The sequence below is a fragment of the Streptomyces sp. NPDC059679 genome (assembly GCF_042734105.1).
Lineage (GTDB): Bacteria > Actinomycetota > Actinomycetes > Streptomycetales > Streptomycetaceae > Streptomyces.
Window position 1 is genome coordinate 33,835 of the sequence record NZ_JBHWES010000026.1, and the last position, 21,475, is coordinate 55,309.

20 protein-coding genes are annotated in these 21,475 nt (G+C 73.0%); 11 read left to right on the forward strand and 9 right to left on the reverse strand.

Annotated elements, in window-relative coordinates:
- Positions 1 to 173 precede the first annotated feature (173 nt).
- Both ACFV2X_RS26260 and ACFV2X_RS26265 read left to right on the forward strand, forming a co-directional pair.
- A complete protein-coding gene (locus ACFV2X_RS26260; protein WP_385620704.1) occupies positions 174 to 1,298 on the forward strand; it encodes a chemotaxis protein in 1,125 nt (374 codons plus the stop codon).
- A 134-nt stretch (positions 1,299 to 1,432) separates the two neighbouring features.
- Positions 1,433 to 2,422: a class I SAM-dependent methyltransferase gene (locus ACFV2X_RS26265; RefSeq protein WP_385620707.1), complete on the forward strand. Its 990-nt coding sequence runs from the start codon at positions 1,433 to 1,435 to the stop codon at positions 2,420 to 2,422.
- On the opposite strand, the gene ACFV2X_RS26270 is transcribed toward ACFV2X_RS26265, so the two are convergent.
- A complete protein-coding gene (locus tag ACFV2X_RS26270; RefSeq protein WP_385620709.1) occupies positions 2,423 to 3,220 on the reverse strand; it encodes a peptidyl-tRNA hydrolase in 798 nt (265 codons plus the stop codon).
- Between the two features lie 67 nt (positions 3,221 to 3,287).
- Here ACFV2X_RS26270 and ACFV2X_RS26275 point away from each other — a divergent pair, with 67 nt between their 5' ends.
- Both ACFV2X_RS26275 and ACFV2X_RS26280 read left to right on the forward strand, forming a co-directional pair.
- Positions 3,288 to 5,012, forward strand: coding sequence for an ATP-binding cassette domain-containing protein (locus ACFV2X_RS26275; protein WP_385620712.1), 1,725 nt, complete (start codon positions 3,288 to 3,290; stop codon positions 5,010 to 5,012).
- Positions 5,013 to 5,078: 66 nt separating this feature from the next.
- Positions 5,079 to 5,279: a hypothetical protein gene (locus ACFV2X_RS26280; protein ID WP_385620714.1), complete on the forward strand. Its 201-nt coding sequence runs from the start codon at positions 5,079 to 5,081 to the stop codon at positions 5,277 to 5,279.
- Positions 5,280 to 5,318: 39 nt separating this feature from the next.
- Here ACFV2X_RS26280 and ACFV2X_RS26285 read toward each other — a convergent pair whose 3' ends face one another.
- Both ACFV2X_RS26285 and zapE read right to left on the reverse strand, forming a co-directional pair.
- A complete protein-coding gene (locus ACFV2X_RS26285) occupies positions 5,319 to 6,713 on the reverse strand; it encodes a PhoX family protein (RefSeq protein ID WP_385620717.1) in 1,395 nt (464 codons plus the stop codon).
- Between the two features lie 124 nt (positions 6,714 to 6,837).
- Positions 6,838 to 7,941, reverse strand: coding sequence for a cell division protein ZapE (zapE, locus tag ACFV2X_RS26290; protein ID WP_385620720.1), 1,104 nt, complete (start codon positions 7,939 to 7,941; stop codon positions 6,838 to 6,840).
- Positions 7,942 to 8,008: 67 nt separating this feature from the next.
- Between zapE and ACFV2X_RS26295 the strand changes: the two genes are divergently transcribed.
- The 4 genes from ACFV2X_RS26295 to msrB all read left to right on the forward strand — a co-directional run bounded on the left by ACFV2X_RS26295 (position 8,009) and on the right by msrB (position 11,370).
- On the forward strand, positions 8,009 to 8,824 hold the full coding sequence (locus tag ACFV2X_RS26295; protein ID WP_385620723.1) for a pyrimidine reductase family protein: 816 nt from the start codon (positions 8,009 to 8,011) through the stop codon (positions 8,822 to 8,824).
- Between the two features lie 82 nt (positions 8,825 to 8,906).
- Positions 8,907 to 9,383 carry an indole-3-glycerol phosphate synthase gene (locus ACFV2X_RS26300; protein ID WP_385620725.1) on the forward strand — a complete coding sequence of 159 codons (477 nt, stop codon included), beginning with the start codon at positions 8,907 to 8,909 and terminating at the stop codon, positions 9,381 to 9,383.
- A 130-nt stretch (positions 9,384 to 9,513) separates the two neighbouring features.
- Complete coding sequence (gene murC, locus ACFV2X_RS26305; protein ID WP_385620727.1) at positions 9,514 to 10,950, forward strand: UDP-N-acetylmuramate--L-alanine ligase; 1,437 nt, start codon at positions 9,514 to 9,516, stop codon at positions 10,948 to 10,950.
- A gap of 12 nt (positions 10,951 to 10,962) precedes the next feature.
- Positions 10,963 to 11,370, forward strand: a complete 408-nt coding sequence (gene msrB / locus ACFV2X_RS26310; RefSeq protein ID WP_089508767.1) for a peptide-methionine (R)-S-oxide reductase MsrB — start codon at positions 10,963 to 10,965, stop codon at positions 11,368 to 11,370.
- Here the strand turns inward: msrB and treZ are convergent.
- Both treZ and ACFV2X_RS26320 read right to left on the reverse strand, forming a co-directional pair.
- A complete protein-coding gene (treZ, locus tag ACFV2X_RS26315) occupies positions 11,322 to 13,193 on the reverse strand; it encodes a malto-oligosyltrehalose trehalohydrolase (RefSeq protein ID WP_385620729.1) in 1,872 nt (623 codons plus the stop codon). The two genes, msrB and treZ, sit on opposite strands and share 49 nt — an antisense overlap.
- A gap of 79 nt (positions 13,194 to 13,272) precedes the next feature.
- Complete coding sequence (locus ACFV2X_RS26320; RefSeq protein ID WP_385620731.1) at positions 13,273 to 14,181, reverse strand: GNAT family N-acetyltransferase; 909 nt, start codon at positions 14,179 to 14,181, stop codon at positions 13,273 to 13,275.
- Positions 14,182 to 14,519: 338 nt separating this feature from the next.
- Here ACFV2X_RS26320 and ACFV2X_RS26325 point away from each other — a divergent pair, with 338 nt between their 5' ends.
- Positions 14,520 to 15,323 carry an aminotransferase class IV family protein gene (locus ACFV2X_RS26325; RefSeq protein ID WP_385620733.1) on the forward strand — a complete coding sequence of 268 codons (804 nt, stop codon included), beginning with the start codon at positions 14,520 to 14,522 and terminating at the stop codon, positions 15,321 to 15,323.
- A 14-nt stretch (positions 15,324 to 15,337) separates the two neighbouring features.
- Here the strand turns inward: ACFV2X_RS26325 and ACFV2X_RS26330 are convergent, their stop codons facing one another.
- Both ACFV2X_RS26330 and ACFV2X_RS26335 read right to left on the reverse strand, forming a co-directional pair.
- Positions 15,338 to 15,937 carry a response regulator gene (locus ACFV2X_RS26330; RefSeq protein ID WP_385620930.1) on the reverse strand — a complete coding sequence of 200 codons (600 nt, stop codon included), beginning with the start codon at positions 15,935 to 15,937 and terminating at the stop codon, positions 15,338 to 15,340.
- 137 nt (positions 15,938 to 16,074) lie between these two features.
- The gene (locus ACFV2X_RS26335; RefSeq protein ID WP_385620736.1) at positions 16,075 to 17,418 is read right to left on the reverse strand and encodes a histidine kinase; all 1,344 of its coding nucleotides are present in this window, start codon (positions 17,416 to 17,418) and stop codon (positions 16,075 to 16,077) included.
- Between the two features lie 124 nt (positions 17,419 to 17,542).
- Between ACFV2X_RS26335 and ACFV2X_RS26340 the strand changes: the two genes are divergently transcribed.
- Positions 17,543 to 17,806 (forward strand): hypothetical protein, encoded by a 264-nt coding sequence (locus tag ACFV2X_RS26340; RefSeq protein WP_385620738.1) that lies wholly within the window; start codon positions 17,543 to 17,545, stop codon positions 17,804 to 17,806.
- On the opposite strand, the gene lpdA is transcribed toward ACFV2X_RS26340, so the two are convergent.
- A complete protein-coding gene (gene lpdA, locus ACFV2X_RS26345; RefSeq protein WP_385620739.1) occupies positions 17,772 to 19,235 on the reverse strand; it encodes a dihydrolipoyl dehydrogenase in 1,464 nt (487 codons plus the stop codon). The genes ACFV2X_RS26340 and lpdA overlap by 35 nt on opposite strands.
- 105 nt (positions 19,236 to 19,340) lie before the next feature.
- Between lpdA and ACFV2X_RS26350 the strand changes: the two genes are divergently transcribed.
- Positions 19,341 to 20,273, forward strand: coding sequence for a LysR family transcriptional regulator (locus ACFV2X_RS26350; protein ID WP_385620742.1), 933 nt, complete (start codon positions 19,341 to 19,343; stop codon positions 20,271 to 20,273).
- A 97-nt stretch (positions 20,274 to 20,370) separates the two neighbouring features.
- Here ACFV2X_RS26350 and ACFV2X_RS26355 read toward each other — a convergent pair whose 3' ends face one another.
- On the reverse strand, positions 20,371 to 21,468 hold the full coding sequence (locus ACFV2X_RS26355) for a lytic polysaccharide monooxygenase (RefSeq protein ID WP_385620744.1): 1,098 nt from the start codon (positions 21,466 to 21,468) through the stop codon (positions 20,371 to 20,373).
- Between the last annotated feature and the right edge of the window lie 7 nt (positions 21,469 to 21,475).

Genomic DNA, 21,475 nt, shown 5'->3' on the forward strand with positions numbered 1-21,475 from the left:
TCACACAGGCCCCGCGGCAAATCACACGACCCCCGCATCAACCGGTTGCGCCAGCCGCCCGCGTGAACCGGCCGCAGCCCCGCGACGCACCGTCGCCGCCCCGCCATGCGCCGCCGCCGGTCCTGGGTGATGCTGGATAAACACGTCAAAAAGCGAGAGGCGAGAGGCAACGGATGCGTACCACCGGACTGACATCCCGCACGCTGACAGCCCTCCGCGCCAGGCGCCCCTACCCCGCGGTCACCATCACCCTGCCCACCCACCGCCGAGAGCCCTACCGCCCGGCGGACACCGTGCGGCTGCGCAATCTGATCGCCGAGGCCAAGCGCCGGCTTGAAGAGGATCCGGACGTGCCGCGCGAGGCCCGCTACGACATCAGCGGGCAGCTCGACCGCGCCATGGCCGACGTGGATCTGCGCGACGCCCTGGACTCGCTGGTGATCTCCGCGGCCAAGGGCGAATGGGAGGTGTGGGCCCTGCCGAGGACCGCACCCGAGCGCGTCGTCTTCAGTGACACCTTCCTGACCCGCAACCTCGTCGCCGCGCGCGAGCGGACCCGCCCCTACTGGGTGCTGGCCGTCTCCGTGGACCGTACGGCGCTGTGGCGCGGCAGCGACGGCACGCTCCAGGAGGAGCGGACGGCGGGCTTCCCCCTGGAACCCGAACCGACGCGCAACGAGGACGTCGAGCGCGAGGAGCGGGTCGGCGATGTGCCGGGACCGTACGACGACGAGGGAACCCGCACCTATCTGCGGCAGGTGGACGCCGCCCTGGACGCCCTGCTGGCCACCGACCCGCGCCCGCTCTACCTGGTCGGCCTCGCGCCCGCGCTGAGCCTCCTGGAGGAGGTGGGCTCGGCGGCGAAGGCGGCCGTCAGCAAGGTCGTCAAGGGCGGGCTGACCAACGGCCCCGCCCGCGCCCTCGCCGACGCGCTGCGCCCCGCCCTGTTGGAGCAGGCGGAGCGGAACACCGAGCGCGTCCAGGAGCGCATCGGGCAGGCTCAGGGGCGCCGCGCCTTCGCCGCCGGGCTCGAAGAGGTGTGGCAGGTGTGCAAGGAGGGGCGCATCGAACTGCTCGCCGTCGAGGAGCGCTACCAGCGGACGGTGAGGGTCACCGGGGAGCATCTGACTCCGGTCGACCCGGAGGGGATCTCGCCCGCCGAACTGGGCACGGCGGTGCTGGAGGACATCGTGGACGAGATCATCGAGATCACGCTGGACCGGGGCGGGGAGGTCGCCTTCGTCCCGGACGACTCCCTGGCGGCACATGAGCGCATAGCGGCGGTCCTGCGCTTCTGACGCCGGCCGCGGGCCGGCGGAGCTGACGGTGCTTCGGTCACAGAAAAGTCACAGCGGGTACGACGCGATGTTGCCTGCCGCTGCCAACGTGGCGGCCGGTCACCCCCCACCGCAAGCGACCGAGGACAGTACCCATGACGGCAACCGCCCCGCGCGCGGCGCAGCGACCCCGCACCCTCCACGAGGTCAAAGGCTGGTTCCCCAGCCTGGATCAAGTGATCTTCGATCGCTTCCTGTCCCGCCAGAAACGGCTGGGACAGCGCGGCGACCTGCTGGAGATGGGCGCCTACATGGGCAAGAGCGCCATCTTCACCGCCGGCTATCTGAGGGTGGACGAGCGCTTCACCGTCTGCGACCTCTTCGACGCGCCCGCGCCCGACGAGCGGAACGCGGCGGAGGCCCGAAAGTCGTACGCCACCCTGACCCGGGTCGCCTTCGAACAGAACTACCTGGCCTTCCACGACGAACTGCCCGACGTCGTACAGGGCCCCACCTCCCTCGTCCCGGACCACGTCGCCCCCGACAGCTGCCGCTTCGTCCACGTCGACGCCTCGCATCTGTACGAGCACGTGGCGGGCGACATCGACGCCGCCCACACCGCGCTGGTGCCCACCGGCGTGGTGGTCCTGGACGACTTCCGCTCCGAGCACACCCCGGGCGTGGCCGCCGCCACCTGGGAGGCGGTGTTCCTGCGCGGGCTGCGGCCGGTGTGCCTGACCACCCAGAAGCTCTACGGCACATGGGGCGACCCCGAGCCGCTGCAGGAGGAACTGCTCGCGGATGAGGAGTGGCGCGCCGGGACGCATCTGAGCGTGCAGGAAATCGCCGGACAGCGGGTGCTGCGCTTCTCGGGCCGCCCGCCCAACCTGGCCGCGCCCCGGTCCCTCCCCCAGCTACCGCTGGGCGGTGCCCCCAGCCGACGAGATCCGCGAGTCCGACACCGCGGCCGCCCCGTCCCCGCAGGCCCCCCAGGCCGCGGGGTCCGCGGGGTCCGTGCCGCGCCGCCGCAGCCCGGTGCGCAAACTCGCGGCGGACGTCCTGCCGCCGGTCGTGACGCGCGCGATCCGCCGCAGGGGAGGCAAGCAGTAAAGGGGCCGGTTTTTGGCGGTGGGGGGCGGGGCTGATCAGACCCCGTCCACCCGATGGCTCCGGCCGGGCCGGCGCAGGGCCGGGTGGTCCGCGACGACGGTGCACGAGCCGGGCGCGATCTCGGTGTACCCCGCGTCACGCACCACCGGCAGACCGCCGTCGGCGACCAGCCGGGCCCAGTGGTCCGCCGACGGGGTGCGCACCGACAGCGGGAAACCCGCCGAGCGCCACGCCGCGCGCGCGGCGTCGTCCAGCTCCCACCAGGCGAGCTGCGCGCCGTGCCCGGCCTGTGCCATCGCCTTGCCCGCCGACATGGTGATCTCCGGATTCAGCCACAGCACCGGCTCGGCGAGGTCGGGCGCGGACGGCGGCTCGGGGTCGTCCAGGTCGGTGCCCGAGACCTGCAGTTTGGCCAGGTCCTTCGGCCAGCCGTCGAGCGGCACCGGAGGAAACACCCGTACCTCCGCCGCCGGCGGCCCGCCGTCCACGGCCGCCCGGCCGCCGAGCGTGATCCCCGGCAGCCCCTCGGCCCGCCGCCACTCCGCGCCCCGCGCCCGCCGCACGACCTTGCGGATCCGGGCGTCCTGCCAGCTCCGTACGGCCTCGGCCCACTCGCCGTCCGGCGCCGTTGCCCGCTCGTCCGACAGCAGAACGAGCACGGAGCGCGCCGCCGTCTCCAGGGCGTCCGTACGGGCGGGCGGAGCGGTCTTCTCGATGCGCACCACCAGGGGCAGCACAAACTGCGGCGCGGCGTCCCGGTCGGTCGTGCGGACGCGGTCGTCGGAGCTGTCGTGGCTGGTGGGAGCGTCTGGACGGGTATCGGAGCTGGTCACGCGCCCAGTGTGCCACCCGCGCCATCCATGCCCCCGGAACGGCCTCGACCGCATAGGGTCAACGGTTATGAGACTGCGTGGAGTTGGCCGCCGATACGGTCTGCGAGGGGCATGGGTGCTGCGCGGCGTCGACCTGGAGGTGCGGGCGGGCTCACTGATCCGGGTGACGGGGAGCAACGGCAGCGGCAAGTCCACCCTCCTGCGGCTCCTCGCCGGCATCGACGCCCCCACCACCGGCCGGATCACCGCCCGGCCGCGCACCGCGTACGTCCCCGAGCGCTTCCCTGCGGACCTCCCCTTCACCGCCCTCGGCTACCTCACCCACCTGGGCCGCGTCCACGGCCTCGGCCGCGCCGCGGCGGCGCACGGCGCCGAGGAGTGGCTGGAACGCTTCGGCGCGGCCGGACACGCCCACACCCCGCTCGCCGAGCTGTCCAAGGGCACCAGCCAAAAGGTCGCCGTCGCCCAGGCCCTCCTGGCCGCCCCCGACCTCCTCGTCCTGGACGAGGCATGGACCGGCCTCGACCAAGCCGCCCGCGCCACCCTCGACGAGGCGGTCACCTCCCGCGTCGCCGCGGGCGCGACGGTCATCTACGTCGACCACGACCCCCGCCGCCTGGCCTCCTCCGCCGACGAGATCTTCCACATCACGGACACCCGGCTGGTACGGGCGCCGGCCACGCCTGCTGCGCCGCTTGCGATGGACCCCCTCGTGACGGCCCCGCCGACGAGCGCGGCGGGGTGTGACGTGCCCGGTGCCGAGGCGTGTGTGTGCGTGGAGGCCGAGGGGGTGCCCGGGGCTTCGGTGCCGGAGGGGTTGCCAGGGGCCCCGGTCGGGGAGCGGGGGCTGGGCGGTGGAGCCCCCGTCGTACGGCTGACGGTGGCCGCCGACCACTCCGACGCGCTGCTGCACGCGCTCCTCACCGACCGTCCGCCGTGGCACATCCGCGCCGTGACGCCCGTGACGCCTGCAGCGGCCGGGGAGAAGCGGGGCGCGGGGCACGCTGCGCCGGCCGGGGGCGAGGCGGGTGGCCGCATGCCCGTGCCGGGGCCGACCGGGGCCGAGGCGGGGGGCCGCATGCCCGTGCCGTGGGCGGCCGGCGCCGGGGCGGGCGGGCACGCGTTGCCCGCGCTGCTGCGCTATCAGGCCGCGTTGCTGGCGCGCTCGCAGCGTTGGGTGCCGCCGGTTGTTCTCTATGGCGCGTTCATGGCCATCGGCGTGATGGCGGGGCAGCCGATTCTCGACTCCTTCGGGTACGCCGCGGCCGCCCTGCTGCCCATCGCGGCGTGGCTGGTGCGCGTGTGCGTCAACAATGAGCCGGCCGCCGCGCGCAACTGCGCCGCCGCGGCGGCCGGACCCGCCCGGGTGCATCTCAGCTCCGTGGTCACCGGGCTCGCCGCGGCGGCCGGGCTCGGGGTCGTGGGGGCGTTGTTCGTCGCGTTGATCAGCGATCCGAAGACCTCCGACCAGCGGATCGACGTCTCACGCTGGGACGCGACGGCCGCCGGGCTGCTCGCGGCTCTCACCTGCGCTCTGCTGGGCGTGGCGATCGGCGCGCTGTTCAGCCGTCCGCTGCTGCTCAGCACCGGCTGGGGCATCCAGGCCACCGCTGTCGCCTCGCTGCTGGTGCTGGTGGCCTCGGTGTCGCCCGCGAACGCGGCCGTGACCGGCCTGGTCAGCGGCTCGCAGAACGGCACCGTGACGCTGCCCCTGCTGCCGCTCGCCATGACCGGCGCGGCCGCCGCGGGGGCGACCGCGCTGGCCTGCGTGCTCAGCTCACGGCGGTCCTGAGTCCTGAGTCTTGAGGCCCTGGCGGGGGCGCGAGGCGCGCGGGCGCGCGGGCGTAGGGTCGGGCGCATGGATGACCGTACGGACGACCCCACGCGCGCCACGCACCCCGCGCACCCCGCGCACCCGCACGGTGACGATGTCGGCCCGCCGTACGCGGACTGCGTGCTGTGCGGCGAGCCGACCGAGCACCCCGCGTCGCGGCCCGGGGCCACGCTGTGCCCCGTCTGCGAGTGGCAGGAGGCCCAGCGCACGGCCTGCTCCGGCTGAGCCGCAGCAGGCCGTGGTCTCAGGCCGTGACCTGCGGACTCAGTGGCGCCAGGGCCCCGTCACCGCGAAGGTCGTGCCCGGGGTGTAGCAGTTCACATACATCGTGCGCCGGTCCGGTGCGAAGGTCACCCCCGCGAACTCACCCCACTCCGGCTTCTCCGGGGAGCCGATGTTCTGGCGTCCGCGCGCCATCGGATAGACCTCGCCGCGCCTGCTCAGCCCGAAGACATGCTGCGCGCCGTTGCCGTCCTCGCAGACCATCAGGCCGCCGCTGGGCGCGAGCGTGATGTTGTCGGGTGACTCGCCGGGCAGCTGGACGTCCGTGCTCGGGCCGAAGACGATCACGAGGGTGAGGCGGCTCTGCTGCGGGTCGTACCGCCAGATCTGTCCGTAGTGGTCGGCGGCCGAGCCGTCCGCGCTCTTGGCGAAGCTGGAGACGAAGTAGACGGACGAGCCGCCCCAGTAGCAGCCCTCCAGCTTCTGTGCGTGGGTGATGCCCTTGGGGCCGAAGTCCTGGAGCCGGACGGGGGTCTGTTTGGCGAGCGGGTCGGGGACGGGCACCCATTCGATGTCGTGGAAGGACGTGCCGGTCTCCTGGACGGCCGACAGGTCCCGCACGCCGGGCACGCGCATCGCGTACAGCTCGCCGCCCGCGCGCAGCGACCCCGTGCCGCCGAGCGGCTTGTGCGGCAGGAAGCGGTAGAAGAGGCCGAAGGGCTTCTCGAAGGCGTCCTCGGTCTCGTAGACGACTCCGCTGCGCGGGTCGATCGCGATGGCCTCGTGCTGGAAGCGGCCCATGGCGGTCAGCGGTACGGCGCCGGTGCGGCGCGGGTCGTACGGGTCGACTTCGAAGATGAAGCCGTGGTCTTTGGTGTAACCGTTGGTGCCGGCCTTGTCCTCGGTCTCCTCGCAGGTCAGCCAGGTGTTCCAGGGGGTGGGGCCGCCCGCGCAGTTGACGGCGGTGCCGGCGATGGCGACGTGTTCGGCGAGGACGCGGTTGCCCGCGTCGAGTTCGAGGGCCGTGCAGCCGCCCATGCCCATGGGGTCGTAGGTGAGGCCCTGGACGGCCGGGACGCGGATCGCGGCGGTGGGGCGGTTCTCGTGGTTGCGGACCAGGTGGGTACGGGCCCGGCCGCCGGCCCGGCCGGGGAAGGCGGCCATACCGTCGTGGTGGCTGGGGACCTTGCCCTCGCCGGAGCGCAGCTCGTCGCCCTCGCGGGACAGCACCCGGTAGCGGAAGCCCTCGGGGAGGTCGAGCAGACCGTCGGGGTCGGGGACGAGCGGGCCGTAGCCGCCGGAGCCGGCCGCGGCCTCCGGGCCGGGCTCGGCGGCCGCGGCCGTACCGGCGAAGAGTTCGGAGATATTGCCTGCGAAGGCGATGGCGGCACCGGCCGCACCACTGCGGGCCAGGACCTGACGTCGCGTTACTGACATGCGGTAACTCCCTGTTGGCGGACAGGAAATGTGACCGCATGTGTGTATCACGCGAATTCGCGCGCGGGAACCATCCGATCAACGGCCGCGCCCGCGCGTCGGCCGCCAGGCCCAGCCGCCCCCGCTACTCCGCCAGCCGCTTCCCGTCCCGCGCCAGGGCCGTGAGCCGCGAGATCGCCCGGAAGTACTTCTTCCGGTAGCCGCCCTGCAGCATCTCCTCGCTGAAGAGACGGTCGAACGGCACCCCGGACGCCAGCACCGGCACCTCGCGGTCGTACAGCCGGTCCGCGAGCACCACCAGCCGCAGCGCGGTCGACTGGTCGGGCACCGGCCCGACCCCGGTCAGGCACACCGCCTCGATTCCGTCGCACATCGCGCCGTAGCGGCTCGGGTGGACCCGGGACAGGTGCTCGAGGAGGGTGGGGAAGTCGTCGAGCGACGCGCCGGGCGTGTGGTGCGCGGCGCGGGTGACGGTCTCGTCCGAGTACGGGGCGGGGGCTTCCGGCAGGCCGCGGTGGCGGTAGTCCTCGCCATCGATGCGCAGCGTCCGGAAGCGGGCGGACAGGCCCTGGATCTCGCGCAGGAAGTCGGCCGCGGCGAACCGGCCTTCGCCGAGCTTGCCGGGGAGGGTGTTGGAGGTGGCGGCCAGTGCCACGCCCGCGTCGACGAGCTTGCCGAGCAGCGTGGAGACCAGCACGGTGTCGCCGGGGTCGTCCAGTTCGAACTCGTCGATGCACAGCAGCCGGTGGCCGCTGAGGGTCTGGACGGTCTGCTGGAAGCCGAGGGCGCCGACCAGGTTGGTCAGCTCGACGAAGGTGCCGAACGCCTTCCGCTCGGGCGGGGCCGCGGTGGCGTGCCAGAGGGAGGCCAGCAGATGGGTCTTGCCGACGCCGTAGCCGCCGTCCAGATACATTCCGCGCGGGCCGCGCGGCGCGGCGGGCCTGGTCTCCCGGCGGAACCAGCTCTTGCGGCGGCCGTCCGCCGCCCCGCTGCCGTCGCTGACGGAGGTGGCGAAGGCCGCCAGCTCCTTCACGGCGGTGGTCTGGCTGGGCTGTCCCGGGTCGGGGATGTAGTTGTCGAAGCTCACCGTCGAGAAGCGCGGCGGCGGGACCATCTCCGCCACCAGACGCTCGGCGGGGACGTGCGGCGTACGGGAGGCGAGGGCGGCGGGAGCCTGCTCGGCTATCGGACCCGCGGGCCTGTCGGACGTGGTGGTTCGCGATGACACAAACTCCGAGGGTAGTCCCTTCGGGGGAGGTCACCGCCCGATAGGGAGGCATGTCACACTGCGGCCTATGCGACGCCTGTTCCCGCTGCCGACCGAAACGCCCGCCGAACCATCCTCGGGAGAAGACCGCGAGTGGGGGCTGGACGAACTGGCCGACGCGTACGCCTACCCGGACCTCTCGGACCTCCCGGCCGGACCGGGAGGACGGCCCGCGGCGGCCTGGCTGCGGGCCAACATGGTGTCCTCGCTGGACGGCGCCGCCCACCACGACGGGCGGTCGCAGCAGCTGTCCTCCGCCGCCGATATGCGGATCTTCGGGGTGCTGCGGGGGCTGGCCGACGCGGTCGTGGTCGGCGCCGAGACCGTACGCCGGGAGGGCTACCGCCCGGCCCGCGCCCGCGAGGCGTTCGTCGCCCGGCGGGCGGCGCAGGGGCGCCCGCCGGTGGCCGCGATCGCCGTGGTCAGCGCGAGCCTGGACCTGGATTTCTCGTTGCCGCTGTTCACCGAGCCGCTGGTGCCCACGCTGGTGGTCACCGGCGCTCAGGCCCCAGCGGACCGCCTGGCGGCGGCCCGGCGGGCGGGCGCCGAGGTGGTGCTGGCGGGGGAGGGGGCCGGGGTGGATCCGGAGCGGGTGGTGGCCGCGCTCGCCGAGCGCGGTTTGACGCGGCTGCTGTCGGAGGGCGGGCCTAAGCTGCTCGGGCAGTTCGCGGCGGCCGGGGTGCTTGACGAGCTGTGTCTGTCGCTGGCCCCGCTGATCGCGGCGGGCGATGCGGAGCGGATCGTCAAGGGCCCGGCGCTGGTGGAACCGGAACGGTTCACCCTCTTTTCCGTCCTGGAGGACGCCGGGTTTCTTTTCACCAGCTACCGCCGCACGCGGCAATAAGGCGATAATTGGGTTTAGTTAAAAACGGAATATACGGAATAAATCGCATGAGAGGGCGCCGGCAGTGTTCACGAGCGTATTGATGATCGAGAAGCCCCTGAGCCCCGTCGACGTGGAATTCGTCACGACCTTGCACGGCGACGACGCGGTCTCCTTCGTCGTGCTCATGCAGCCGCGGGGCAGCAAGGACCGGCTGTTGCGCGCGATCGACGACATCGCGCTCGGCGACCTGGAGCACGCCGTCCAGGAGCGCGACGAGCCGGAGGGCCAGGAGGCGCTGGAGCCCGCCGAGCGCGCCCTGCGCCTCTCCCTCGCCGCCCTTCGCGCGGCGGGCAGCGAGGCCGGCGGGGAGGTCGTCCAGCGCCATCCGCTGGACGCGCTGCGCGGCGTGGTCGAGCGGGCCGGCGCGGACGAGGTGATCGTGCTGACCGAGCCGCACTTCGTGGAGGAGTTCTTCCACCGGGACTGGGCGTCGCGGGCTCGGCACAAGGTGGGCGTCCCGGTGCTCAAGCTCTTCTCGCACGCGGCCGACGAGGAGCAGCCGACGAAGGGCGCCTGACCACAGGGCGCACTCCCACTCCGTACCCGCCCCGGCCGGTGTACCGGACGGGCCTTCGCCGGACCCCTCCCCACGAGGTGCGAGAATCGGGCCCGACAGTGACGAACCGCGACCCAGGGGAGACCCGTACATGGCACCGGCCGGCTTTGCCTCCGACGCGATGGCCCGACCGCACTTCATCGGCATCGGCGGCGCCGGGATGTCGGGCATCGCGAAGATCCTCGCCATGCGCGGCTCGCGGGTCGCGGGCAGCGACTCCAAGGACTCCCCGACCGTCGAGGCGCTGCGCGCCCTCGGCGTGACGGTGCACATCGGCCACGCCGCCGGGCATCTGGCGGCCGACGCCACCAGCGTGGTCGTCTCCAGCGCGATCCGCGCGGACAACGCCGAGCTGACCGCGGCCGCCGAGCGCGGCATCCCCGTCATACACCGCTCCGACGCGCTGGCCGGCCTGATGGACGGCGCCCGCCCCATCGCGGTCGCGGGCACCCACGGCAAGACGACCACCACCTCCATGCTGGCCGTCTCGCTCACCACCCTGGGCCTCGACCCGTCGTACGCGATCGGCGGCGACCTGGACGCCCCCGGCTCCAACGCCCAGTACGGCGGCGGTGAGATCTTCGTCGCCGAGGCGGACGAAAGCGACCGCAGCTTCCACAAGTACGCGCCCGAGGTCGCGATCATCCTCAATGTGGAGCTCGACCACCACGCCAACTACGCCTCGATGGAGGAGATCCACGAGTCGTTCCAGACCTTCGTGGAGCGGATCCGGCCCGGCGGCACGCTGGTCGTCTCCGCCGACCACCCCGGCGCCCGCGAGCTGACCGGCCGCGTCACCGGCCGCCTCACCGGCGACGTCACCGGCCAGGAGCGCCTGCGCGTGCTGACCTACGGCGAGGACCCGGGCGCGGACGTACGTGTCCTGGACATCGCCCAGCGGGGACTGACCAGCGAGGTCACCGTCCTTCTCCCGGACGCCCTGGGCGGTGGCGAGCTGACCTTCACCGTCTCCGTCCCCGGCCGCCACTACGCCCTCAACGCCGTCGCCGCCCTGACCGCGGGCGCCGCCCTCGGCGTCCGCGCCCGCGAGCTGGCCCCCGCCCTCGGCTCGTACACCGGCGTCAGGCGCCGCCTCCAGCCCAAGGGCGTCGCCGCCGGGGTGCAGGTCATCGACTCGTACGCACACCACCCCACCGAGATCTCCGCCGACCTCGAGGCGATCCGCGGCGGTGCCGGTGACGGCCGGGTGCTGGTCGTCTTCCAGCCGCACCTCTTCAGCCGCACCCGCGAGCTGGGCGTCGAGATGGGCCAGGCGCTCGCCCTCGCCGACGCCAGCGTCGTCCTGGACATCTACCCCGCCCGCGAGGACCCCGTCCCCGGCATCACCAGCGCCCTGATCATCGACGCCGCCGCCCGCCACGGCGCCGACGTCACCGCCGAGCACGACCGGACCGCGATCCCCGAGCTGATCGCCGGAATGGCCAAGCCCGGTGACCTTGTTCTCACCATGGGCGCGGGCGATGTCACGGACCTCGGTCCGGAGATCCTCGCCCGCCTGGAGAGCTAGGAGAGCGAGTCCATGGCGTACGAGATCGACAAGCCGGAAGAGCAGTGGCGCGCGGAGCTGACCCCGCAGGAGTACCAGGTCCTCCGCGAGGCCGGTACCGAGCGCGCCTTCACGGGTGAGTACACCGACACCAAGACGGCCGGCGTCTACTCCTGCCGGGCCTGCGGGGCCGAGCTGTTCCGCTCCGAGACCAAGTTCGAGAGCCACTGCGGCTGGCCGTCCTTCTACGACCCGGCCGAGTCCTCCGCCGTCGAACTGATCGAGGACCGCTCGCTCGGCATGGTCCGCACCGAGGTCCGCTGCGCGCGCTGCGGCTCCCACCTCGGCCATGTCTTCGCGGGCGAGGGCTACCCGACCCCGACCGACCAGCGCTACTGCATCAACTCGATCTCGCTGCGGCTGGAGCCGAAGGAGAGCTGATCTCCTGGCCCCTGTGGGGCGCCGAGCCGTAGCACCACGGCCGTCTCCGGCGGCAGCCGCAGGGCGCCGTCCGGGTCGGGCGGGTCGATGGGCCGCCAGGCGGCGACGACCTCGGTGCGGTCGTCGGCGGGCGGGCCGAGGCGGGCCTCGGCCGGGCGGTCGTACGGGTTGATCACGACGCACAGCGGGCCGCGCCGGAAGTCGATACAGCCGTCCGAGGAGACGGACGGGCCGGTGGCGGACCACCGGGGGTCGGTCATGGCCGGTTCGGCGCGGCGCAGGGCGATCAGCCGCCGGTGCCAGTCGAGCAGTTCCGTGTGCGGCTCGCGGGTCGGCTCGGTCCAGTCCAGGCAGGAGCGCAGCCGCGTCGCCGGGTCCTGCGGGTCGGGGACGTCCTCCTCCGCCCAGCCGTGGGCGGCGAACTCCCGCCGCCGGCCACGCCGTACGGCCTCGGCGAGCGCCGGGTCCTGGTGGTCCGTGAAGTACTGCCAGGGCGTAGCCGCCCCCCACTCCTCGCCCATGAAGAGCATCGGGGTGAAGGGCGAGCACAGCACGACGGCGGCCGCGCAGGCCAGCAGCCCGGGGGAGAGCCGGGCGGAGAGCCGGTCGCCGACCGCGCGGTTGCCGATCTGGTCGTGGGTCTGGGCGTAGCCCAGCAGGCGGTACGTGGGGGTGGTCAGGGTGTTCAGCGGGGCGCCGTGGCTACGGCCGCGGAACGCCGAGTACGTGCCGTCGTGGAAGAAGCCGCCGGTCAGGGTCTTGGTGAGGGCATGCGCTCCCTCGGCGGCGAAGTCGGCGTAATAGCCCTGCCGTTCACCGGTGAGGAGGGTGTGCAGGGCGTGGTGGAAGTCGTCGTTCCACTGCGCGTGCAGCCCATGGCCGCCCGCCTCGCGCGGGGTGGTGGTGCGCGGGTCGTTCAGGTCGGACTCGCCGATGAGGAACAGCGGTCGGCCCACCTGGGCGGCGAGCGCGTCCACGGCGGCGGACAGCTCGGCGAGGAAGTGGCGGGCGCGGGTGTCGCGCAGCGCGTGCACCGCGTCGAGCCGCAGCCCGTCCAGGCGGTAGTCGCGCAGCCAGGCGAGGGCGCTGCCCAGGAAGTACGCGCGGACCTCGTCCGAGCCGGGGGCGTCCAGGTTGACGGCCGCTCCCCAGGGCGTGTGGTGGGTGTCGGTGAAGTACGGGCCGAAGGAGGGGAGATGGTTGCCGGAGGGGCCCAGATGGTTGTGGACCACGTCCAGGACCACGCCGAGGCCGTGGCCGTGCGCGGCGTCCACGAAGCGCGCGAGCCCTTCCGGCCCCCCGTACGGCTCGTGCACCGCCCACGGCGCCACGCCGTCGTACCCCCAGCCGTGCGCCCCCGGGAACGGGCAGACGGGCATCAGCTCGATGTGGGTGACGCCCAGTTCGGCGAGGTGCGGCAGGCGTTCGGCGGCCGCGTCGAAGGTGCCCTCGCGGGTGAAGGTGCCGATGTGCAGCTCGTACAGGACCGCGCCCGGCAGCGGCCGGCCCCGCCACTCCCGCCGCCATTCGAAGCCCGCGGGGTCGCTGACCGCGCTCAGGCCCTCGGGGCCGTCGGGCTGGCGGCGGGAGCGCGGATCGGGCAGCGGCGCGCCGCCGTCCAGCGCGAAGCCGTAGCGCGCGCCGGGCCCCGCCTCGGCCGCCGCCCGCCACCACCCCTCCCGGGCCGGAACGCGCTCCATGGGCTGCGTACGGGCCGTCGCACGGTCCGTGCGGTGGCCCGTACGGCCCGTACCGCGGCCCGTACGGCCCTCCAGATGGAGCTCGACCCGCCCGGCGCGCGGTGCCCACACCTCGAACAGCACTTGACGTCTCCTCACCTCAGCGGTGGCTGGGAGACCATGCTGCGCGACGCGAGGTGCGCCGCGCAGCATGCCACGGGCGTCAGACGAGGTCGATGCGCTCCTGGGTGATGGGATAGCCCACCTTGGCGAAGTGCCTGGCCATCGGGAGGTTGGGCTGGTCGGTCGCCGCCGCTATCTTCGTCGCGCCCCGTTCCACCAGGTCGTGGGTGCACTCCACCAGCAGGTCGTACGCATAGCCGTGGCCGCGCTGCTCCGCGACCACCCCGATGTAGCCGACGCACGGGCCGCCCGGGTTGTGCGCGGGTACCTGGATGCCGACCAGCTCGCCTTCCGGCGTCCAGGCCAGCCGCCACCACTCGCGCGGTGACGGGCACCAGTTCAGGAAGTCCATCAGCTCGCGCACCGGGGCGTCGACGCCCCCCTGGGCGATGGCCCGCAGGTCGTGCGCGTCGAGGGTGCCCGGCATGATGCGGCGCAGCGCGTCGGCGATCTTCTCGTCGTCGGGCTCGGGCCGGAACTCCAGCCGCCCCGGCCGCTCGGGAAGTCCGCACTCGGGGGTCCACTCGTAGCGGTAGCGCTCCACCAGTGGCTCCATCCCGGCGGCGACGGCGGCGTCGATCCGGGCCTGCGCCGCGGCCCGCTCCTCGGGCCGGTCGCGCCAGCCGGGCGCCGCCAGCAGGCTGTACTCGGCGCGCAGCGGGGCGGTGCGCAGCAACTCCGCCGCCGCGTCGGCTTCGCCATCGGCGAAGTCGAACCAGTCCAGGGCGATGGGCTTGGTGTCATCGGCCGCGCCCCACCAGGCGGCGCGGGCGACCACACGGCCGTCGCGCAGCGCGACCCAGGTCCAGTCGGGGCGGTAGTCGCCGCCCTCGGCGCGGGTGCGGTAGGTGTGGCCGAAGCGGGCGCGGCCGACGTGGCCGGGGTCGTGCAGGGTGTTGAAGAGATGTGCGTCACTCTCGGTGAGCGCGCGGATGACCAGCTCGGTCATGAGATTCCTTCCGGGATGGCGATGCGCTCCCGGTCGGATCGGTGATCAGACGGCGGTACGCCCAGGGGACAGGGGGCGGGAGCGCGGGTACGACGTCGTGTCCATAGCTCTCGCCTCCTTCCTCGATCATGGGCGTGCCCGCACTCTATGCGGGGCGACGGACCGTTGTCCAGGCGTTTTTGGAACGGCTCAGGAGGGTGCCCGATCCGCGCCGTGCCCTCCTCGCGCTTGACCTTGTCATTGATGTCAACCCATAACGTCGGCTCCGCGGGCGGGCATCGCCCACCTTGCGCGCCCGCTCCGTCGATTCCCTACCGTCCCCCACTGCTGGAGTGATCATGACGTCTTTCGTCGCACACCGTAACGGCCGGGCGGCGACCGCCGAGGAGCTGGCGCCGCTCGCCTTCGCGGGCTATGCCCACTTCACCGCCATGCAGGTGCGCGGGGGCCGGGTCCGGGGCCTCGACCTCCATCTGGAGCGGCTGCGGACCGCCTCGGTGGAGTTGTTCGGCCGCGCGCTGCCCGACGACCAGGTGCGGTCGTATCTGCGGGCGGCGCTGGAGGCCGGCCCGGCCGATCTCTCGCTGACGGCCACGGTCTACTCGAGGGCGGGCGAGTTCACCGCGGCCGGGGCCGGGGCGGAGCCCGAGGTGCTGGTCCGTACCGGACCGCCCTCCGCCGGGCCGGAGGGCCCGCTGGCGCTGGCGGTGTTCGAGCATGAGCGGTTTCTCCCGGCCGTGAAGCATGTCGGCGAGGTGGCCAAGACGTACTTCCTCCGCCAGGCCGTCGCGCAGGGCTTCGACGACGCCGCGTTCGTCGACCGGCGGGGGCGGCTCAGCGAGGCGACGATCTGGAATCTCGCCTTCTGGGACGGTGACTCGGTGGTGTGGCCCCAGGCCGAGGTGCTGGGCGGGATGACCATGAGCATCGTCCGTCGGCAACTGGACCGCCTCGGCGTCCCGCAACGCGTCCAGGACATCACGCTCGACGACCTGCCGGCGCTGGCCGGGGGCGTGGTCATGAACTCCTGGACGCCGGGCGTGGCGGTGAGCCGGATCGACGCCGTGTCCTTGCCCGAGGCGCCGTCCTTCCTGGAGCTGCTGCACAAGGCGTACGAGGCCGAATCACCCACCGCGCCGTGAGGTTGCGGGGAGCGTCATTCGAGCAGGCCGGCGTCGTGGGCCAACAGGGCTATCTGTACGCGGTTGTTGAGATCCAGCTTGGTCAGGATCCGTGATACGTGGGTCTTCACGGTCGCGAGGCTCATGAACAGGCCCGCGGAGATCTCCGCGTTGGACTTGCCCTGGCCCACGGCGACCGCGACCTCGCGCTCCCGGTCGTTCAACTGGTCGAGCAGCGCCCGGGCCCGCTCCTGCCGCGCGTCCCGGCCGGTACCCGCCACATGCTCGATGAGCTGCTGGGTCACGGTGGGGGACAGCACCGGCTCGCCCGCCGCCACCCGCCGCACGGCCGCGACGAGATCGGCGGGCGGCGTGTCCTTGAGTACGAAGCCGGCCGCTCCGGCGCGCAGCGCCCGCAGCACATGCTCATCCGCGTTGAACGTCGTCAGGATCACCACCTCGGGGGCGGGTTCGCGCTGCCGCAGCTGCTCGGTCGCGGCGAGCCCGTCCACCGTCGGCATACGGATGTCCATGAGGACGACATCGGGGGAGTGGCGGTCCACGAGCGCGGCCACCTCCGTGCCGTCGGACGCCTCGCCCACGATCTCGATACCGGAGGAGGCGCCGCCCAGCATCAGCCGCAACCCGGCGCGGACCAGCGGGTCGTCGTCGACGACCAGCAGGCGGATGGGGGCGGGGGCGGGCGCGGGGGCAGGCGTGGGGGCGGGTCCCTGGTCGGTGGACTCCGATGGGGACTCCGCTGGGGATGGGCTCATGCGGGCCACGGTAGCCAGGCGCGCAGCCGGAAGTCCCCGTCGTCCGAAGGACCGCACTCCAGCCGGCCGCCCGTCAGCGCCGCGCGCTCGGCCAGCCCGGCCAGGCCCTGGCCCGATCCGGGGATCTCCCCCGGCCGGTCGCTGTGGTGCGGCGGCTCGGCGGGTGTGCCGGCGCGCACCGGGGCGCGTACGGCATTGCGCACCTCTACGGTCAGCCCCTCGCCCGGCGCCCCCGACACCGTCACCGTCACCTCCGCGTCGGGCGCGTGCTTGCGCGCGTTGGTCAGCCCTTCCTGCACGATCCGGTAGGCCGTACGGCCGGTGGCGCCCGGCACGGCCGCCTCGCCCGGCACGGCCGCGTCGCTCGCCCTGGCCGCCTCGTCCGGCACGGTGACGCCCGCCTCGTCCGACAGCGTCACCCGCATCCCCGCCCGGCGCGACTCCTCCACCAGCCGCGGCAGATCGGCGAGGGTCGGCTGCGGCCGGTCGGGCGGGCTGCCCTCGGCGTCGGACGGGCTGCCCTTCGCGTCGGCATCTTCGGGGTCTGGGGCCCGCAGCACGCCGATCACCTCGCGCAGATCCTGCAGCGCCTGGTGCGCGCTGCTGCGTATCACCCCGGCGGCCTCGGCCACCTCCTGCGGGGACGCGTCGGCCCGGTACTCCAGCGCGCCCGCGTGCACGCTCAGCAGGGAGAGCCGGTGGGCGAGCACATCGTGCATCTCCCGGGCGATCCGCTCACGCGTCAGGCGCTGGGTCCGCTCGGCGCGCAGCGCCGCCTCCGCCTCGGCCCGCGCCGCCCGTTCGCGCAGCGATTCGAGCAGCAGGCGCCGTGAGCGCACGAACATGCCCCAGCCGATGGCGCCGCTGATGAGCAGGGCACCGAGCAGCACGTCTCCGATGTAGTCGAGGTCGGGGTCGGGGTGCACCGCCGAGGCGGCGAAGATCTGGGCCAGCGCCGCCCCGCCGACCCACGCGACCGTACGCAGCGGCCGGTGCACCGCCACCGTGAACAGCGCCACGAGCAGCGGCCCCGCGACGTAGTACGAGACCACGCCCGCGGCCAGCAGCACCAGCGCCAGCTCGACGGGCCGGCGGCGGCGCAGCCACAGCGCGAGACAGGCCACCACACCGGCCATCAGATCGGCGAACAGCGCCTCGTCCGACACCGACGGGTCGTTGGCCATCGACTCGGAGGCCGTCAGAGAGAACAGGGCCGCCAGCGAGATGCAGCACACGTCCACGATCCAGTCGCGCATGGTGCGGCGCGTCCCGACGCGCTCGCTGTCGCGCGCCCGCGCCTGCTCGCTGCTTGCCGTCGGCACGGCGTCTGAGCTGCCCATACGACGAATCTACTGGCGAGCGGGGACGCGGTCGCGGTCTCGGGCGCGGGTATCGACCAAAGTTGCAGGGCCGTAGACCTTTGGCTGACCCGCGCCCGCTGGACCGCCGCCTAGCCTCGAATACATGAGAAAGGCATGCGAGTTGGTGGGCGGCTTTCTGCTGTTCCAGGGGCTCATCGGGATCGCCCACGAGCTCATCGGCTGGTTCCGGCTGATGGCGATGATCCGCTTTCTGCCGTTCCTGGATGGCTATGAGCTGTACGCGAGCATCGGCCTGACCGTGGTCGGCTTCCTCGTGGTGGCCGTCGCCGAGGACTCGGGCAAGTCCCCGTCCGGTAGCCCGTCCGGTCCGCTCATATCTGATGCAGACCGCGCCCGGCCAGAGTGAGGAAGGCTTCGCCGACGGCCTCGGAGAGGGTGGGGTGCGGATGGATGTGCTGGGCCACGTCGGATGGTTCGGCGTCCCAGCCGACGATCAGCTGGCTCTCGGCGACCATCTCCGAGACATGGGGGCCGACGAGATGGACGCCGAGCACCTGGCCGGTGCCCTCACCCGCCCGCTCGGCGACGACCTTCACCATGCCCCCCTGGCCATGCACCATGCCCTTGGCCACGGCGGTCAGCGGCATGGTGTTGACGACGACGTCCAGGCCCCGCTCGAGCGCCTGAGCCTCCGACAGGCCGACGGCGGCGGTCTGCGGACTGGAGTAGGTCACCCGGGGGACCGTGTCGTAGAACGCGGGCTGGGGTTGGGGTGAGAGGCCCGCCAGGGTCTCGGCCACCAGCAGCCCCTCCGCGAAGGAGGCATGGGCCAGCCCGAGCGAGGGCGGCGGCAGCAGATCGCCGACGACATGGATGCCCGGCACCGCGGTCTCCAGCCGCGACCAGTCGGCGGGGGTGATGAATCCGCGGTCGTCGGTGGTCAGTCCGGCGGCGCTCAGATTCAGGCCGTCGGTGACCGGGGCGCGGCCGACGGCGACCAGCAGCCGCCGGGTGTCGAGGGTGCGCGGCTCGCCGCGGGCCGGGCGGACGGTGGCGCGCACCCCGTCCGCGTACGGCTCGGCGTGCTCCAGCCGGGCGCCGGTCAGCACCTCGATGCCGCGCTTCTTCAGCCCACGCGTCAAGTGGCGGCTGACGTCGGCGTCCTCGAGCGGCAGCAGCCGGTCCGCCGCCTCGACCAGGGTGACGTCCGCGCCCATGGAGCGGTGCAGTGAGGCGTATTCGACGCCGATCGCGCCGCCGCCCAGCACCAGGACGGAGTCCGGGAGTCCCGGGGCGAAGAGGGCGTCGTCGCTGGTGACGACCCGTTGGCCGTCGGGCGCCAGCCCGGGGAGGGTGCGCGGGCGGGAGCCGGTCGCCAGTACGATGCCGCGCCGCGCGGTCCATTCGCCACCCGCGTCCGCGCCCGCGCCGGTCGCTGTGCCGGTCGCTGTGCCGACCGGCGTGATGCGTACGGTGCGCGGTCCGGTCAGGGCGGCGGAGCCGCGGACCACGTGGACGCCCGCGTGGGACAGATGGCCTTCGACGCCGCGGTGGTTGCGGGCCACGATGTCGTCGCGGGTCGAGGTGAGGGCGGACCAGTCCACGGCCTCCAGGGTGGCCTTCACACCCCATCGCTCGCGCGCCTCGGAGATGCCGTCGACCAGCTCCGCGGCGTGCAGCATCGCCTTGCTGGGGATGCAGCCGCGGTGCAGGCAGGTCCCGCCCACCAGGTCGCGTTCGGCCAGGACGACGTCGAGACCGAGGGCGGCCGCGCGCAGCGCGGTGCTGTAGCCGCCGGTTCCGCCGCCGATGACGATGATGTCTGTCTCATGCATGAGTCCAGCCTGTGCCCCTACTGATACATGAGTCCAAGGCAAAGTTTCTCTGGATACGATGAATTTTCTGCATGGGGAGGGTGATAGCGAAGGGGGAAGCGGCGGATGAGTCTGCGCCAGATGGAATATCTCGTGGCGGTGGTCGAGGAGGCGTCCTTCACCCATGCCGCCGAGTTGCTGGGCGTCACCCAGTCCGCGCTCTCGCACCAGATCAAGGCCCTGGAGCGGGAGGTCGGTGGGCCGCTGCTGGAGCGGCTGCCGCGGGGGGTGCGGCTGACGCCCATGGGCCGGGCGTTTCTGCCGCATGCCGAGTTCGCGGTGCGCAGCGCCCGGCAGGCGCGGCGCGCGGCGCGGGCGGCGGCCGGGGCGGCGGGCGGCGAGCTGCATATCGCCACCCTGCACGCGGTGGCCATCGGGGTGCTCCCTGAGGCTCTGGCGCGCTGGCGGCGGAGCCACGGGAAGGTGAGCCTGGTGGTCCATGAGTACGCCACCGGCGAGGAGTTGCGCGACCGCATGGAGCGCGGCGTGGCCGATGTCGCGATCGGCCATCGCCCCAAGGGGTGGCAGGGGCCCGTGGTGTCGCTGGGCGAGGAGGAGTTCGTGGTGGTCGTGGAGCCGGACGACCCGCTGGCCAAACAGGGCTCCGTGCGGCTGGCCGAGCTGGCGGACCGGGACTGGGTGCGCTGTGCGCTGGAGCCGGTGATCGAGGGCCGTCGCTTTCTCGATCTGACCTGTGAGCGGGCGGGCTTCACGCCTCGTACGGGGGCCCATACGGACCACACCTCGACCGCCGTGCGGCTGGCCGCCGCCGGGGCGGGGGTGCTCATCGCCCCCGCGCATGTGGCCGCCAGGTACGACTGTGCGGTGCTGCCCCTCGATCCGCCCTGGCAGCGTGAGCTGACGGCGTTCTCCCGGGTCGAACTCACCGGGGCCGCGGCCTCCTTCGTCGGGCTGCTGGACCGGGGGTGGTGGGGGCGGACAGAGAAAGGCCGGTCTGCCGCCCACGAGGGGGAAGGGGACGGCAGACCGGCAGGGTGAGGTGCACCTGACAGGGCGGAGGAGCGGATCAGGGCACCGTGCGGATCAGGGGTCGGGGCAGCGCGCTGCGCGGGTCAGCCTGCTGCGCGGGATCGGGTCAGTGCACCATACAGATCGGCGCAGCCGCCGCGTCGGGCGAGCCGCCGCTGGCCGCATAGCCGAAGGTTGTCGACGCTCCGGCCGCCAATGAGCCGTTCCAATCGGCATTGGTGACCGATGCCGATGAGCCCGTGGCGGTCAGTTTGCCGTTCCAGACGCTGTCCACCCGCTGCCCGGACGGCAGGTTCCAGTCGACCATCCAGGAGGAGATGGGGGTGGCGCCTGAGTTGGTCACCGTCACCTCGGCCTGGTAGCCGCCGTTCCAGGTGCTGGAGGTCTTCTGGGCGGCGGTGCACTTGGCCGTCGGCGGGTCGGTCGGGTCGCTGCCGCCGCTGGAGGCGCCCGGCACCGTCACCTCACCATTGCCGCCGTCAAAGACCACATCGGAGCAGCTGTAGAAGGTCTCCTGGCTGTCCGAGCGGGTCCAGACGGTGTAGATGATGTGGCGGCCGCTCTTGCCTGAGGGCAGATTGGCGGTCCAGGTGTACTTGCCGTCCACCGTGCCGACCGGGCCGGTCTGCGGCGGGTTCGTCACCGTGTTGAACGGCTGGTCCTCCAGATCGTTCCAGGTGAGCGGCTTCGTCGGGTCGATCGGGTTCTTGGTGACGTAGCTGCGGAACGAACCGGGGTGCGCGGCCCAGGCGTTGTAGGCGAACTGCATCGACTTACCGGCGGTCAGATGGGTCACCGGCCAGTCGTTGCTGCCCAGGTCGAAACCGGAGAAGTTGTAGACGGTGGCCGCGCCGCTGCACAGCTGGCCGTCCGGGATGAAGCCCTTGGTCCGGCCCGCCCCGTCCGACCGCAGCACCGCGAACCAGTTGTAGAACGCGTTGGCCCCGCCCTTGTCGAACGCGGCCTTGCACGCGGGGTTGGTCGGCTTGACCTCTCCGGTGCTGGACAGGCTGTACTTCCAGCACAGATAGGTGCGGCTGCCGGGCGCCATCGGCGCTCCGTGCGCGGAGGCGCTGCCGCCGCCGAAGAAGACCAGGCCGAGGGCGGGCAGCACACCGAGCAGCACCAGCAGTACGGACCGGCGGGCGCGGGAACTGCCCGGCGGGTGAGCGGGACGTGCGAGAGCCATCAATCGTCGTGGCATTGCGCTT

Coding starts and splice junctions, on each gene's coding strand:
- ACFV2X_RS26260 (WP_385620704.1), top strand. CDS start 174: ATGCGTACCACCGGACTGACATCCCGCACGCTGACAGCCCTCCGCGCC.
- ACFV2X_RS26265 (WP_385620707.1), top strand. CDS start 1,433: ATGACGGCAACCGCCCCGCGCGCGGCGCAGCGACCCCGCACCCTCCAC.
- ACFV2X_RS26275 (WP_385620712.1), top strand. CDS start 3,288: ATGAGACTGCGTGGAGTTGGCCGCCGATACGGTCTGCGAGGGGCATGG.
- ACFV2X_RS26280 (WP_385620714.1), top strand. CDS start 5,079: ATGGATGACCGTACGGACGACCCCACGCGCGCCACGCACCCCGCGCAC.
- ACFV2X_RS26285 (WP_385620717.1), bottom strand. CDS start 6,713: ATGTCAGTAACGCGACGTCAGGTCCTGGCCCGCAGTGGTGCGGCCGGT.
- ACFV2X_RS26295 (WP_385620723.1), top strand. CDS start 8,009: ATGCGACGCCTGTTCCCGCTGCCGACCGAAACGCCCGCCGAACCATCC.
- ACFV2X_RS26300 (WP_385620725.1), top strand. CDS start 8,907: ATGATCGAGAAGCCCCTGAGCCCCGTCGACGTGGAATTCGTCACGACC.
- murC (WP_385620727.1), top strand. CDS start 9,514: ATGGCACCGGCCGGCTTTGCCTCCGACGCGATGGCCCGACCGCACTTC.
- msrB (WP_089508767.1), top strand. CDS start 10,963: ATGGCGTACGAGATCGACAAGCCGGAAGAGCAGTGGCGCGCGGAGCTG.
- ACFV2X_RS26320 (WP_385620731.1), bottom strand. CDS start 14,181: ATGACCGAGCTGGTCATCCGCGCGCTCACCGAGAGTGACGCACATCTC.
- ACFV2X_RS26325 (WP_385620733.1), top strand. CDS start 14,520: ATGACGTCTTTCGTCGCACACCGTAACGGCCGGGCGGCGACCGCCGAG.
- ACFV2X_RS26330 (WP_385620930.1), bottom strand. CDS start 15,937: ATGCTGGGCGGCGCCTCCTCCGGTATCGAGATCGTGGGCGAGGCGTCC.
- ACFV2X_RS26335 (WP_385620736.1), bottom strand. CDS start 17,418: ATGGGCAGCTCAGACGCCGTGCCGACGGCAAGCAGCGAGCAGGCGCGG.
- ACFV2X_RS26340 (WP_385620738.1), top strand. CDS start 17,543: ATGAGAAAGGCATGCGAGTTGGTGGGCGGCTTTCTGCTGTTCCAGGGG.
- lpdA (WP_385620739.1), bottom strand. CDS start 19,235: ATGCATGAGACAGACATCATCGTCATCGGCGGCGGAACCGGCGGCTAC.
- ACFV2X_RS26350 (WP_385620742.1), top strand. CDS start 19,341: ATGAGTCTGCGCCAGATGGAATATCTCGTGGCGGTGGTCGAGGAGGCG.
- ACFV2X_RS26355 (WP_385620744.1), bottom strand. CDS start 21,468: ATGCCACGACGATTGATGGCTCTCGCACGTCCCGCTCACCCGCCGGGC.